A 13,749-nucleotide genomic window follows, 5' to 3' on the forward strand; every position below is an offset into this window, starting at 1 on the left:
CAGACTTTTTATAGGCCAGCTACAGACCAGAGCGGAATGTACAATCCTGCAACATATCCAGGGTGCGACTGGTCTTAACCATCCGCACATTTTATGAACATTTTAACAGGTTGCTGCATACACTTGAGAACACCGAAGGACCTCGCGGTCCTCGGGGGATTGATGCGGGAGGTCGAGATATGTCATATGAAATCGTAGAAGCCATGCTGGCCCGGCGGGGTGTACGGATTGATGCAATCGCAGCAATTGTATACCGTCTGCAAAAAGGGTACCACCCCGAACTGACCTTGGACGACTGTGTAACCAGCGTGAAATCCGTTCTGCAGAAACGAGAGGTGCAATATACGCTCTATACGGGTATTGCTCTCGACGAACTTGCAGAGAAAAAGCTCTTGCCCCAACCGTTACAGGCTATTATGGAAGCGGATGAATCCCTGTATGGAGTGGACGAGACTCTGGCCCTCGGCATTACTCATGTGTATGGTATGATTGGTTTAACCAGCTTTGGTTACCTGGATAAAGAAAAAATAGGTGTAATTCATGATTTGAACGAACACACAACAGCCATTCATGTCTTTTTGGATGATCTGGTCGCAGGGGTGGCCGCTGCGGCTTCTGCCCGGATTGCACACAAAAATATTAAAGCCAAAAAATACCCCTCAGACCTTTAACCCCCTGTATTTCCATGCTTGTCTGTTATGGTCAATCTAATGGCTCATATGAAGGTCTTCAAGGGCGGCTGACGCTGCCCTGATAAGCTTGCGGCTGCTTATGGAAGAGGTATGAACAAGAAGATTTCGTCAACCATATGAGTTATTCGTGGGGGACTAATGTCCCTCATGATCCCAAATTCTCCCCAAAGGTCCCGAACCCTTTCTTGCAGAAAAAAAGTGAGGTATGTTATCATTAGTCCAATATACGGGCTCTGAACATTAGCTTAGGGGGCGGACAAGGCATGTGGACGGTGATTTACATTGCACCGACAGCAAAGGTTGCGGACAAGATCAAGACCAAGCTTTCGGAAGAAGGTTTTCTGGTACAGACCCGTCCCATCAGTTTATCCAAGCAGCAATTTGAGATTCGCGTCCCTTCTGGGGAATTGGAAGAGGTCCAGGAAGTGCTGAATTCCATTTTGCATTCCTGATTTGTTCGACATCAACGTGCCTTGGCAGATGAAGAAGTACCATCGGTACATAAGGGACTAATCGCGTAAGCGGAGAGAGGAATCGACTTGCATGTATTGTATGCTGCTGTCCTTCCTTCTTTTTTTGTTAGGACAAGGACCGACCTGGTTGCTCCCGGAGACCCTACCAAGATAGATTCAAACATCGGCGCAACAATCTTTCGGTTTTTGCAGGTAACATCAATCGTGCTGACAGAAGCCGGTGATCCTTGCCCTGTACCGGCGGATTTTTTTGTTGTGAATGCTGGACAAGGCCCATGGCAGCGTGTGGGTCGTAAGCGGTTTACCGTAGCACGCGGATGAAGCTGCCACAAGCAGCGATCTGCAGGTTGCGGCCATCAAATCAACGGCTGGAGAGGTGTAGTTGTGTTCAAAGATATATTCCAGAAGAAACGGAAGTACGCTACCATACCTTCCGAGCGTGCACTTCCCGGCGAAGGCCAGGAAGTCCTAGAACGCCCAAAACGTGAAATACCTGAAGGGCTTATGAACAAGTGCAGCAAATGCGGCACGATTCAATATAGCAAGGAATTGGAGAAAAATCTGAAAGTATGTCCTGCCTGCGGTTACCATATGCGTCTTAACGCTATGGAGCGCATTGCTATGGTACTTGATGATCAAGGATTTGTTGAATTTGATGCTGATATGATATCGGTTGATCCACTTGGCTTTCCTGGATATAGCAACAAACTGGAACAACAGCGCCTGAAATCAGGTCTTAAGGAAGCTGTAATTACGGGGGAAGGAACCATTGATGGCCTGCCTGTAGTTGTGGCTGTCATGAGCTTTGATTTCTTCACAGGCAGCATGGGTTCTGTTGTAGGGGAGAAAATTACCCGTGCCATTGAGCATGCCACAGAGAAACGGTTACCATTGATTATTTTCTCAACATCAGGTGGTGCCCGGATGCAGGAGAGTATTCTCAGTCTCATGCAAATGGCCAAAACAAGCGCAGCTTTATCCCGTTTGGATGAACAGGGCGGGCTGTACATTTCGGTCATTACGGACCCAACGACAGGTGGAGTCTCGGCAAGTTTTGCGAGCCTGGGCGATATTAATATTGCCGAACCTGGCGCTGTATTTGGTTTTGCCGGCAGAATCGTTATCGAACAGACCATCCGTCAGAAGTTACCTGATGATTTCCAAACGGCTGAATTTAATATGCAACATGGTCAGTTGGACATGGTTGTGCACCGGAAAGAGCTTCGGGCCACTCTTGGCAAGCTTCTGGATATGCATAGTGAAAAAGGAGGGGTCTAAATGGCGGGTGAGTTGCCATATGAAGCGCCTCTGGTTGAGATGCGCAAAAAGATTGATGAACTCGTACAGTTTGGACAGGAAAAAGGGATCGACTTCACGGACGAGATTGCCCGCCTGGAAGAACGTTACCATAGACTTGAAGAAGAGATCTACACTGGCATAACAGCAGCTCAGAAGATGCATCTGGCCCGTCATCAGCAGCGCCCAACGGCGCTGGACCTGATCCAGCTGATATTTACGGACTTCATTGAGCTGCACGGTGATCGCATGTTCGGAGACGATCTTGCGGTTGTTGGCGGACTTGCCAAGTTGAATGGAAAGACAGTAACGGTAATCGGACAACAGCGGGGGAAAGACACGAAGGATAATATCGCCCGCTTTTTCGGTAGCGCTCATCCAGAAGGTTTCCGAAAAGGACTGCGTCTGATGAAACAAGCGAACAAATTTGGCCGTCCTATTATTACGTTTATTGATACTAAAGGGGCGTATCCGGGTAATACTGCAGAAGAGAGAGGTCAATCGGAAGCGATTGCTCGCAACCTGATGGAAATGGCGAAGCTATCGGTTCCTGTTATTGTTGTGGTCATCGGCGAAGGTGGAAGCGGCGGTGCCCTCGCTATGGCTGTGGGTAATCGTGTGTTGATGCTGGAACATGCGATCTATTCTGCAATCTCTCCGAACGGCGCTGCTTCTATTCTCTGGAAGGATGCATCCAAGGCAGATCAGGCGGCTGAAGCAATGAAAATAACAGCCAAAGACCTGCTGGAGATGGAAGTCATTGAAGAGATTGTCCCTGAGCCACGCGGCGGTGCTCATCGGGATTATGAAGCGTCTGCTGCTTTCATCAGTGAAGCTTTGGTCCGTCATCTCGACGATATGAAGGGTTGGAGCGGGAATCAGCTGAAACAGGATCGTTATGAGAAATTCCGTAAAATTGGATCGGTCACGTTTGAACCTCAAGCATCCATTGAAACCCCTCAAGAGCTTGTAGAAGTCGATGTTGCGAGTAATTTGTCGGGAAATGCTGAATAATGTGACGAATTTCCTATACAAATGAGCAAAAGTATAGTAAATTTAATAGTTGGAAAAAGAAAAATAGATAAAGAGTAATACCTTTAAAATCGGAGGAAACCCAAAATGCGTAAAACAAAAATTGTATGTACCATTGGTCCATCCAGTGAATCTCTGGAGAATACCAAAAAATTGATTATGGCCGGTATGAATGTGGCCCGTCTGAACTTCTCCCACGGTGATTTCGATGAGCACGGCGGACGGATCATTGCGATTCGCCAAGCATGCGAAGAGTTGAACAAAACAGTAGCGATTCTGCTGGACACCAAAGGACCGGAAATTCGGACAGGTAAACTCGAAGTTGAACCAATCGAATTGGTTCAAGACGAGTACATCACTTTGACAACAGAAGAAATTCTGGGCACCAAAGAACGTCTTTCCATTACGTATACAGATCTTCCGAATGATGTTGAACCGGGATCTACAATTCTGATCGACGACGGTCTGATCGGACTGACTGTGGTGGAAGTGCAAGGCACCGAGATCAAATGCCGTATCGTTAACGGCGGATCGATCAAAAGCAAAAAAGGTGTTAACGTTCCGGGCGTTGCTATTTCTCTGCCGGGTATCACCGAAAAAGACGCTAACGATATCGTATTTGGTATCGAACAAGGTGTCGATTTCATCGCGGCTTCTTTTGTACGTAAAGCAAGTGACGTACTTGAGATTCGTGAATTGCTTGAAAAACACAATGCTGGACATATCCAAATCATCTCCAAAATCGAAAACCAACAAGGTGTCGATAACCTCGACGAAATCCTTGAAGTGTCTGACGGCCTGATGGTTGCTCGTGGAGACCTGGGTGTTGAGATTCCTGCGGAAGAAGTACCATTGGTACAAAAACGCATGATCCAAAAATGTAACGTTGCAGGTAAACCGGTTATCACAGCAACACAAATGCTGGATTCCATGCAGCGTAACCCGCGTCCAACACGTGCGGAAGCAAGTGACGTGGCGAATGCGATCTTCGACGGTACGGACGCAATCATGTTGTCCGGTGAGACAGCTGCGGGTAAATACCCGGTTGAATCTGTTCTGACTATGTCCCGTATTGCTGAAAAAGCAGAATCTGCTCTGCCTTACCAAGAGTTGTACCTGAAACAACGTGTTGCTCAACAAACAACAGTTACAGAAGCAATCAGCCAATCGGTTGCTCTCCAAGCTCAAGATTTGAACGCAAAAGCGATCATCACTTCGACTGAATCAGGACACACTGCACGCATGATTTCCAAGTATCGTCCAGAATCTCCGATTATCGCTGTGACAACGGAAGACAGAACTTCCCGTCGTTTGGCTCTGGCTTGGGGTGTAACTCCTGTCAAAGGAAGACTGGTTGATTCAACGGATGCTTTGTTCGAAAACGCAATTGAAGGCGGCGTAAAATCCGGACTTGTTAAAGAAGGAGACCTGGTTGTGATCACAGCAGGTGTACCTTTGGGTCGTTCCGGTTCTACCAACCTGATTAAAGTAAGCCAAATTCCAAACAACGCTTAATAGCGTCTTGGATGGAGAAGCAACAGGAAAGAAGCAATGGGGCGTTCTTGTCCCGTTGCTTTTTTTCCATCTTATTGACACTTTGCAGCGAGGTAACACGTATGAATGTTAGAGCGAAGGAGGCCGATCACGTGCGAGAACAGAGCAATGGCAGCTGGTATGCGGCACGTCTTCGTGTACGCTATCAAGAAAGTGACCAGATGGGCGTGGTTTACCACGCGAACTATTTGAATTGGTTTGAAATCGGTCGAACTGAGATGATTCGCCAAATGGGGTATACATATCGTAAAATAGAGGAACAGGGGTTACTGCTTCCCGTAACCGGACTGGATGTGAAGTATCACAAGCCTGCCCGATATGATGATGAGATTATCATTTTCACCCGTATTGCTGCATTTAGTGGTCTGCGACTGAATTATGAGTATGACGTAAGACGCATGTCTGAAGAACCTGATGAGCATATGGCGATTGGAGAACGGGTATGGTCAACTGATGAATCGCTCCCTGGAGAACGGCTAGTTACAGGTTCTACCCAGCATGTGTGGGTAAATGGAGACTGGAAGCCAGTTCGGCTGGATAAGGCAGCCTCTGAGCTATACAGCGCGCTTGAAAAGGTGTGGCTTTCGGGAAAGGGGTAATACGTCAATGCGAAAATGGATGTGGGCTTTACTCTTAATCATTCCGGTGATTGAATTATTTGGTTTTATTCTGATGAGTGACTGGTTCGGAGCCGGAAAGACATTGCTTCTCATGATTCTCACGTCCTTGATTGGTATAGCAATGTTGCAGTTTGAAGGGCGAAAGGTACTTGTGGACGCCAAATCCGAGATGGAGCGTGGCAAGGTACCTGGCAGAAAAATGGTCGATGGTCTTTTTATTTTTGTCGGTGGTTTCTTGCTCTTGATTCCAGGTTTTGTAACGGATCTGATCGGGTTTACACTGATATTTCCATTAACACGTCCGGTTTACCGTCTGTTCTTCCTGGGATGGCTTGAGAAAAAAATGAAAAGTGGAAAAATTACGTTTTATCGTCGTCCGAAATGAAACACCAGTTGTTATGCATAATGGAAAAAGGCTCCGCTCACCAGATGATTTCTGTTGAACGAAGCCTTTTCTATTTTCCTGGGTGCTCATAAGATGATGCCTCATCGGACACGTCCGTTGATGATATACGTTCTGAGGTCGCGTAATACGTTAGCCCGATTGAACGCATCAAGAATCACGAGACTGACAGGGCCAATGATCAAGCCCAGAACACCAAACAACTTCAAACCTACAAACATGCCAACCAGCGTGGCAAGTGGGTCGAGCCCTACACTGCTTGCAAGTACCTTCGGTTCAATAATCTGACGGGCGATCAGTAAGATCAGATAGATAATACTAATGCCAATACCCAGATACAGATCCCCATTCATAAAGAGGTACGCTGCCCAAGGCACCATGATAAGGCCAACACCCAGATAAGGAAGCAAGTCGACCAAACCAATCATCAGAGCGATGGTGAAGGCTGAATTAACTTGCAATATTAGCAGTCCAATCATGACGAATAGTGCTGTAATCGAGATCATGATCAATTGTGCTCTTGCGTATCCAAACAATGCCTTCTTAAGGTCGGTCCATATGTCGGATATTGGCTTGCGAATGGAAGAGGGTACCCATCCCGATACGGTGATGTTGTGCCTGGTCCAGCTTTTGCTAATGAAGAATGTAGACAACAGAACAACGATTAATACCGCGCCCATGTTAGGCAGGGAAGTCAGCAGACTCAGAATCATGTTGAAAAATCCGGTGACCAGATCTGTGACGGCTGTACCCACCGTTTCAGTTGTTTTACTAATATTGCTGTTGATGGTTTCCTGGTAGTTGGGATTTTCCTTGTAAAATTCATTGATCTGCGCAGTCAAACTTTGAATGGTGTCATTCTGGGTCCAGCGCACAAACGTGTCCTTGATCTCATCAATATGAAGATCAAAGCTTGTCGTAAGTGAAATGACTTCTTTTACCATACGGGTAATCGCCGCAGATAGCACCACCGCAATGGCTCCAAAATAAAGGATCAATGAAAGAGTTACAGCCAGCCAGCGCGGGAATCGTGCTCGATGCTGAAGCAGTTTCACTAAAGGGTTCATGGCATATGCGATAATCCAGGCAATCGCAAAAGGGTACAAAAGCGGGAACAGCAAGTATATGGCAACGGCGATCAGAACGGCCGCAATGATAACCCATAAGCCCCGGAGCAGGCGTTTCATTATTATTCTATCCAAGCATCAACTCTCCTTAGTTCAATTAAGCCGACCTATGTATGATCCATGAAGCAGTATTAAAAATAGATGGCTATCTTAATTAATATAGAGCATTTACAAGGTTTTGAAACGCCGGGATGTTACCAGATCTTGTTCAAAAGCGGACTTTTGAACAAGATCTACGAGGATTCTTTCTTTTGCCTAGAGTATGCCTTAGTATTACAGAATATAGCAATAGAAAGTTCTTCATACGACAGGATTGGTTAAAAAACATTAAATGTCAACCTTGTTTTTGTAAAGGCTTTCAAAAATGCTTTATCAGTCCGATAAAGAAGTTTGATGTGCGAATGAACTCTCATCATGTTCACATAAACGACAAAATCCAGTATGATGTTATAAGTAAATACCGATTGACAGATAGGAAAACCGTAGTTTGAAATATTTGTTAATTTTAAAATGAAAATGTTTACAAAAAGAGAATAGGTGCATTTTGGCACTTATATGACACTCTGGAATGGTTCCTGATTTCGCTTATTAAAGGAGAGATGTATATGACAGCTACCAAAGGTCTGGAAGGCATCGTTGCAACAACCTCTTCGATCAGTTCTATTGTAGACGGTGTGCTTACATACCGTGGTTACGATATCGACGATTTGGCTGAACATGCCAGCTTTGAAGAAGTTGCCTATTTGTTGTGGTTTGGTAAATTGCCAACAACAGATGAACTGAAATCCCTTCGTAAAAGCCTGAGCGATTACGCGCCGATTCCGAGCGAGTTGATTGCACAAATCCAATTGTATCCGAAAAACGTCAGTACCATGGCAGCACTTCGTTCCGCTGTCTCTGCACTTGCACTGTACGATGAGCAAGCGGATGAGATGACAACGGAAGCGAATGAGAACAAAGCGGTTAAGTTGCAAGCACAGTTGCCAACGATTGTGGCAGCCATCGCCCGTATCCGTCAGGGCAAAGAACCTGTGGCTCCAAAAGAAGGCGCTTCCATCGCAGAGAACTTTTTATATATGATGACTGGTGAAGAACCATCCGAGACCGCCGTGAAAGCATTGGATCAAGCCCTTGTCCTGCATGCGGATCACGAGTTAAACGCTTCGACATTTGCAGCCCGTGTAACGGTTGCTACGCTGTCAGATATCTATTCCGGTGTGACTTCCGCCATTGGCGCACTGAAGGGACCACTGCATGGCGGTGCTAATGAAGCCGTTATGAAAATGTTGAATGAGATCGGTACGCCTGATCGTCTTGAAGCGGCAATTCAGGAAAAACTGAATAATCGTGAAAAAATCATGGGCTTTGGACATCGGGTGTACAAAAACGGTGATCCACGCGCCAAACATCTACAGAAGATGTCCAAGGAACTTGGCGAGATGAACAATGATACGCGTTTGTATGATATGTCTGTGAAGATCGAGGAACTGGTAACAGGACAAAAAGGACTGAAGCCTAACGTAGACTTCTATTCTGCTTCTGTATATACCCAACTGGAGATCGAACAGGAATTGTTCACTCCGATCTTTGCGATCAGCCGGGTTTCTGGATGGACTGCTCATATTTTGGAACAGCTTGCGGACAATCGTATTATTCGTCCACGTGCGGAGTACACTGGGCCTACAGAACAGAAATACGTTTCTATTGAACTTCGCTAATAGCCGCAAAAACAGTATAATAATATAGACGAGGTGAAGGGTTGGAAAGCAGAGGCGTTATTGGCTTGAGCTCTCAGGACCCTTCTCTCAACAAGACTAGTGGTATGATGAATACTGCATATACGAAACCTAGGAGGAATTTTAACTATGAAATTAGAAAAATTTGCTCACCCAACTGAAGGCGAAAAAATCCAAATTGATAACGGTACTCTTCAAGTACCTAGTAATCCAATCATTCCATTTATCGAAGGTGACGGTACAGGCCGTGATATCTGGAAAGCTTCCAAACGTGTATTGGATGCAGCTGTTGAAAAAGCTTATGATGGCAACAAAAAAATCGCATGGTATGAAGTGTTTGCTGGACAAAAAGCATTCGATACATACGGTGAGTGGTTGCCGAATGATACACTGGAAGCCATTCGTGAGTATATCGTAGCGATCAAAGGACCATTGACTACGCCAATCGGTGGCGGTATTCGTTCCCTGAACGTGGCCCTGCGTCAAGAGCTTGACCTGTACACATGCTTGCGTCCTGTTCGTTATTTCGACGGTGTACCTTCTCCGGTTAAACGTCCTGAGTTGGTAGACATGGTCATTTTCCGTGAGAATACGGAAGATATCTATGCAGGAATCGAGTATGCTGAAGGTTCTGAAGAAGTGAAAAAAGTGATCCAGTTCCTGCAACAGGAGATGGGTGCTAACAAAATCCGTTTCCCTGAGACTTCCGGTATTGGTATCAAACCAGTTTCTTCCGAAGGTTCGAAACGTCTGGTACGTGCAGCAGTGCAGTACGCAATTGACCATAACCGTAAGACGGTTACATTGGTACACAAAGGTAATATCATGAAATTCACAGAAGGTGCCTTCAAAAACTGGGGATATGAAGTGGCTGAAGAAGAGTTCGCTGACAAAGTATTCACATGGGCACAATACGACATCATCAAAGAAAACGAAGGTACAGATGCAGCGAATGCAGCACAAAAAGCTGCTGAAGATGCTGGTAAAATCATCGTAAAAGATGCGATTGCCGATATCGCTCTGCAACAAGTATTGACTCGTCCAGGCGAATTTGATGTTATCGCAACATTGAACCTGAACGGTGACTATCTGTCCGATGCACTTGCAGCGCAAGTTGGCGGAATTGGTATCGCTCCTGGAGCGAACATCAACTACGTAACAGGACATGCTATCTTCGAAGCAACTCACGGTACTGCACCTAAATACGCTGACAAAGATGTCGTGAACCCTGGTTCCGTTATTCTGTCCGGAGTAATGTTGCTTGAGCACTTGGGATGGCAAGAAGCAGCTAACCTGATCTACAAAGGTATGGAAACATCCATTAACAATAAAACAGTAACGTATGACTTTGCACGTCTGATGGACGGCGCTACTGAAGTGAAATGTTCTGAATTCGCGGATCAAATCATTAAAAACCTGTAAGGGGAGATGTGAATCTTGACTATTCAGCGCAAAAAAATCACAGTAGTCGGCGCCGGTTTTACCGGTGCTACGACCGCATTAATGCTTGCCCAAAAAGAACTCGGGGATGTTGTGCTGGTTGATATTCCTCAACTGGAGAACCCGACGAAGGGGAAAGCACTCGATATGATGGAAGCAAGTCCTGTTCAAGGATTTGACAGTCATATCGTCGGTACTTCCAACTACGAAGATACTGCAGGTTCTGAGATTGTAATCATCACCGCTGGTATCGCCCGTAAACCGGGTATGAGCCGCGACGATCTGGTCAATACGAATGCGGGTATCGTGAAGTCCGTTTGTGAAAATGTGAAAAAATATTGCCCTGATTCCATCGTCATTATTCTAAGCAACCCGGTGGATGCGATGACTTATGCAGCTTATCAGACCCTTGGTTTTCCTAAAAACCGTGTTATTGGTCAGTCAGGTGTTCTGGATACAGCACGTTATTGTACTTTCATTGCGCAAGAGTTGAACGTATCTGTTGAAGATGTTCGTGGATTCGTTCTTGGTGGTCACGGAGACGACATGGTGCCACTCGTTCGTTATTCGAGCGTAGGTGGTATTCCGATTGACACACTGATTCCTGCAGACCGCATTGAGTCCATTGTTCAACGCACACGTGTAGGCGGTGGTGAGATTGTGAATCTGCTTGGTAACGGCAGTGCATATTACGCACCGGCAGCTTCACTTGTTCAGATGACGGAAGCGATTTTGAAAGACAAGAAACGTATCATTCCAGTGATCGCTTATCTTGAAGGTGAATATGGCTACAATGATCTGTTCCTCGGTGTACCAACCATTCTGGGTGGTAACGGCATTGAGAAAATATTCGAACTTGACCTGACTGCGGAAGAAAAAGCAGGATTGGACAAATCGGCTGATTCGGTTCGCAACGTCATTTCGGTAGTAAACCTGTAAGTTTGAAAACTTTTTGAACAGAAGGTAAAAGAAAACCTCCGGTAAACCCGGAGGTTTTCTTTTCTTTGGATAAGATCCCCAGTATAATGGGATGTGATGTATAGCACACCGAAAATGTTGAGGAGGATGAAAATTTTGACAATGATTATGTATCTGCTCCATATTGTTGGAGCACTGGCGATGGGATTCTATTTGATTCTGCCATTTGTGGTCGGTAAAATCCGTACCTTGAATGCTGCAGCACAAGAGGGAGCCTTTGCATCGCTTCGTTCTTTGAACAAAGTCGCGCAGTATGGACTTGTAATCCAACTTTTAACGGGTGGTTACCTGATGACAAAAGGTGAGTATTCTCATGTCTGGATGGCTGTCGTTGTTGTTCTGCTCTTGGCTATTGCGGCTATTGGAGGAATTATGGGTAAACCGCTGCGACTCGCTGCAGAAGGCGTGAAAAACAAGCGTGATGTCGGTCCTGAGCAAAGCAAGATCCGTATGTTCAGTACACTTCTGGCTGTATTCTTGCTAATCATGGTGTACCTGATGGTGAATAATCAGGTGATCTAAGTGCGTTGTGGACGGTTAATCCACCCTACTAAGATGTATTGTTAGTCGTTGGTTAAGCGTTTGCAGACGTAATTAGGACAAGCTGGATGATATATAAGATGGTGTTTCATTGAAACAAATGAAAAATAGACAGCCTCATTGGCTGTCTATTTTTTTGTTATTACCAGGATGATGAAATTAGCAGTCCTCGGTTTATTTGAACTGGAACTATAGGAATCACTACCATACATAACAGCATGCATATTCCATCAGACACGGTCTACATTGGTTAGGTTGAACTCACAGTATACGCACGCACTGCATTTCGACCATTGCGCTTGGATTCGTACAAGGCAGTATCAGCGTCGCGTAATAAGGACTCCAGCGAATCTGACCCTCCATTGTACTGGGCAATACCAAAGCTTGAGGTCAGTGTAATAGGCACTCCCTTAACATCCAGGGGGTCATTCAATAAGGCAACTCTCAGTCGCTCGGCAAGATTCTCGGCTTCTTGAAGCGAGGTATTCGGAAGAGCGATGACAAACTCTTCTCCTCCATAACGAGCGAACAACATCTCAGGTCGCAAAAAACGATTACATACGGAGACTACATGAATGAGGGCCTGATCGCCAACATCATGCCCGTACGTATCGTTGATGCGTTTAAAGTAATCAATATCAAATAAAATAAATGAAACAGGTTGCAGATTAAGTTGAGCTTCGCTCAACATTTTCCGCCCCTTATGCAAAAATTGAGTGCGATTATAGATTTTGGTCAGACCATCAAAATAAGCCAGTTGTTTGAGTTGTTCTTGCAAGAAGCGTTGTTCCGTTATATCAATGAGCATAATCAGACTACCTACAATCTGTGCATCCTTGTTATACACGTAAGATGTCCTGACCTGATAACAGACGGTTTCTCCATTTAACTGCCAGTACAGATCGGTTTGCAATCCTTCTTTGTGATAATCAACTGGGAACGTCTCTCCAGCAAGATTAAGCCATATATCATCCAAGAGTTGGCCAACCATGGTTGTATTAAGCTCTGGCAACATGTCACGCAGAGATCTATTGTAATCAACGAGTCGATTGGAACTATCCAGTACAATAACCCCTTCACGCATGCTCTCGAAAATACTGTCTTTGGCGATGGGTACGATGGTCAGGAGACGAGAGGATAGAATGGCCCAAATATACATGGCAGAGGTAATACACATGAGTACGGGTACGGGGTCCATCCCGCCAGGAGTCAAACCAAGCAAATACAGAAAAGCTGCGACCATAGGAATAATCTGTGAAGTAATCAGAGTCAGCAATTGACGACGGTACATTTTCTTGGTGTGTTTCCATTGTGCAATCAGAATGAGGCAGGCACATAACAGACAGGAGAACGTGAATGCACCGTGTACAACATACCATTGACCTACTGCAATATCCATCAGAGGAACTGGACTATCTACTCTCAGCCATACTTTTTTATAGAAAAGATGATGATAGTCATTGGTTGCAACCATAACTAAAGTAATGGAAGGGATTACAAACAATGCGGCAGTTACCTTTTTGGATAACGTTTTTCCTGTGTACTTTATCATCAACATGAGACCAAGGGATGCGGAGAAAGGCATGCCTATATACTCCACGGTAGTCCAGAACTTCATTTGCTCCAGTGTGTTACTGGCCAGCTCAATCGCATAACCAAAAGTGTAAATGGAGAGTGCTGCTGTGTAGAGAATGAATATTTTGGAGCTGGGGATTTCGGATCTTCTGAAATAGGTATATAAACACAAAAAGACATTCAGCACGGCTGAAGTGGCTACGAGTGTTATATATGAATTAATATGCGATTCCATTGTCAGGTCTCCATGTTAGGTAGAATGATCAAACCAATAAAAATGAGA

14 protein-coding genes are annotated in these 13,749 nt (G+C 45.3%); 12 read left to right on the forward strand and 2 right to left on the reverse strand.

What is annotated here, in order from left to right; all coding sequences use genetic code 11:
- Nucleotides 1-179: 179 nt before the first annotated feature.
- The 8 genes from F0220_RS09695 to F0220_RS09725 all read left to right on the forward strand — a co-directional run bounded on the left by F0220_RS09695 (nucleotide 180) and on the right by F0220_RS09725 (nucleotide 6,052).
- Nucleotides 180-671 carry a phosphatidylglycerophosphatase A family protein gene (locus F0220_RS09695; RefSeq protein ID WP_036609851.1) on the forward strand — a complete coding sequence of 164 codons (492 nt, stop codon included), beginning with the start codon at nucleotides 180-182 and terminating at the stop codon, nucleotides 669-671.
- Between the two features lie 284 nt (nucleotides 672-955).
- On the forward strand, nucleotides 956-1,144 hold the full coding sequence (locus F0220_RS09700; protein ID WP_017689496.1) for a hypothetical protein: 189 nt from the start codon (nucleotides 956-958) through the stop codon (nucleotides 1,142-1,144).
- 207 nt (nucleotides 1,145-1,351) lie between these two features.
- A complete protein-coding gene (locus F0220_RS33220) occupies nucleotides 1,352-1,486 on the forward strand; it encodes a hypothetical protein (protein ID WP_258170212.1) in 135 nt (44 codons plus the stop codon).
- Nucleotides 1,487-1,549: 63 nt separating this feature from the next.
- Complete coding sequence (accD, locus tag F0220_RS09705) at nucleotides 1,550-2,443, forward strand: acetyl-CoA carboxylase, carboxyltransferase subunit beta (RefSeq protein WP_036609844.1); 894 nt, start codon at nucleotides 1,550-1,552, stop codon at nucleotides 2,441-2,443.
- The gene (locus F0220_RS09710) at nucleotides 2,444-3,475 is read left to right on the forward strand and encodes an acetyl-CoA carboxylase carboxyltransferase subunit alpha (RefSeq protein WP_105598057.1); all 1,032 of its coding nucleotides are present in this window, start codon (nucleotides 2,444-2,446) and stop codon (nucleotides 3,473-3,475) included.
- A gap of 105 nt (nucleotides 3,476-3,580) precedes the next feature.
- Nucleotides 3,581-5,008, forward strand: coding sequence for a pyruvate kinase (pyk, locus tag F0220_RS09715; RefSeq protein WP_017689492.1), 1,428 nt, complete (start codon nucleotides 3,581-3,583; stop codon nucleotides 5,006-5,008).
- A 101-nt stretch (nucleotides 5,009-5,109) separates the two neighbouring features.
- Complete coding sequence (locus F0220_RS09720) at nucleotides 5,110-5,646, forward strand: acyl-CoA thioesterase (protein ID WP_105598058.1); 537 nt, start codon at nucleotides 5,110-5,112, stop codon at nucleotides 5,644-5,646.
- Nucleotides 5,647-5,653: 7 nt separating this feature from the next.
- Nucleotides 5,654-6,052, forward strand: coding sequence for an FxsA family protein (locus F0220_RS09725; RefSeq protein ID WP_091014578.1), 399 nt, complete (start codon nucleotides 5,654-5,656; stop codon nucleotides 6,050-6,052).
- 101 nt (nucleotides 6,053-6,153) lie between these two features.
- Here the strand turns inward: F0220_RS09725 and ytvI are convergent, their stop codons facing one another.
- Complete coding sequence (gene ytvI, locus F0220_RS09730) at nucleotides 6,154-7,272, reverse strand: sporulation integral membrane protein YtvI (protein ID WP_105598059.1); 1,119 nt, start codon at nucleotides 7,270-7,272, stop codon at nucleotides 6,154-6,156.
- A 530-nt stretch (nucleotides 7,273-7,802) separates the two neighbouring features.
- Here ytvI and citZ point away from each other — a divergent pair.
- From citZ to F0220_RS09750, 4 genes are all read left to right on the forward strand, one after another.
- Nucleotides 7,803-8,915: a citrate synthase gene (citZ, locus tag F0220_RS09735; protein ID WP_017689488.1), complete on the forward strand. Its 1,113-nt coding sequence runs from the start codon at nucleotides 7,803-7,805 to the stop codon at nucleotides 8,913-8,915.
- Nucleotides 8,916-9,062: 147 nt separating this feature from the next.
- Nucleotides 9,063-10,355, forward strand: a complete 1,293-nt coding sequence (gene icd, locus F0220_RS09740; protein WP_036609828.1) for an NADP-dependent isocitrate dehydrogenase — start codon at nucleotides 9,063-9,065, stop codon at nucleotides 10,353-10,355.
- Nucleotides 10,356-10,370: 15 nt separating this feature from the next.
- On the forward strand, nucleotides 10,371-11,312 hold the full coding sequence (gene mdh, locus F0220_RS09745; RefSeq protein ID WP_036609827.1) for a malate dehydrogenase: 942 nt from the start codon (nucleotides 10,371-10,373) through the stop codon (nucleotides 11,310-11,312).
- A gap of 135 nt (nucleotides 11,313-11,447) precedes the next feature.
- Nucleotides 11,448-11,873: a hypothetical protein gene (locus F0220_RS09750; protein WP_017689485.1), complete on the forward strand. Its 426-nt coding sequence runs from the start codon at nucleotides 11,448-11,450 to the stop codon at nucleotides 11,871-11,873.
- A gap of 268 nt (nucleotides 11,874-12,141) precedes the next feature.
- Here the strand turns inward: F0220_RS09750 and F0220_RS09755 are convergent, their stop codons facing one another.
- The gene (locus F0220_RS09755; protein ID WP_105598060.1) at nucleotides 12,142-13,701 is read right to left on the reverse strand and encodes a histidine kinase N-terminal 7TM domain-containing diguanylate cyclase; all 1,560 of its coding nucleotides are present in this window, start codon (nucleotides 13,699-13,701) and stop codon (nucleotides 12,142-12,144) included.
- Between the last annotated feature and the right edge of the window lie 48 nt (nucleotides 13,702-13,749).

Source organism: Paenibacillus sp. 37 (genome assembly GCF_008386395.1).
Taxonomy (GTDB): domain Bacteria; phylum Bacillota; class Bacilli; order Paenibacillales; family Paenibacillaceae; genus Paenibacillus; species Paenibacillus amylolyticus_B.

What these genes read in the sequence shown, in the direction of transcription:
- F0220_RS09695 (WP_036609851.1), top strand. Translation starts at nt 180, where the DNA reads ATGTCATATGAAATCGTAGAAGCCATGCTGGCCCGGCGGGGTGTACGG.
- F0220_RS09700 (WP_017689496.1), top strand. Translation starts at nt 956, where the DNA reads ATGTGGACGGTGATTTACATTGCACCGACAGCAAAGGTTGCGGACAAG.
- F0220_RS09710 (WP_105598057.1), top strand. Translation starts at nt 2,444, where the DNA reads ATGGCGGGTGAGTTGCCATATGAAGCGCCTCTGGTTGAGATGCGCAAA.
- pyk (WP_017689492.1), top strand. Translation starts at nt 3,581, where the DNA reads ATGCGTAAAACAAAAATTGTATGTACCATTGGTCCATCCAGTGAATCT.
- F0220_RS09720 (WP_105598058.1), top strand. Translation starts at nt 5,110, where the DNA reads ATGAATGTTAGAGCGAAGGAGGCCGATCACGTGCGAGAACAGAGCAAT.
- F0220_RS09725 (WP_091014578.1), top strand. Translation starts at nt 5,654, where the DNA reads ATGCGAAAATGGATGTGGGCTTTACTCTTAATCATTCCGGTGATTGAA.
- citZ (WP_017689488.1), top strand. Translation starts at nt 7,803, where the DNA reads ATGACAGCTACCAAAGGTCTGGAAGGCATCGTTGCAACAACCTCTTCG.
- icd (WP_036609828.1), top strand. Translation starts at nt 9,063, where the DNA reads ATGAAATTAGAAAAATTTGCTCACCCAACTGAAGGCGAAAAAATCCAA.
- F0220_RS09755 (WP_105598060.1), bottom strand. Translation starts at nt 13,701, where the DNA reads ATGGAATCGCATATTAATTCATATATAACACTCGTAGCCACTTCAGCC.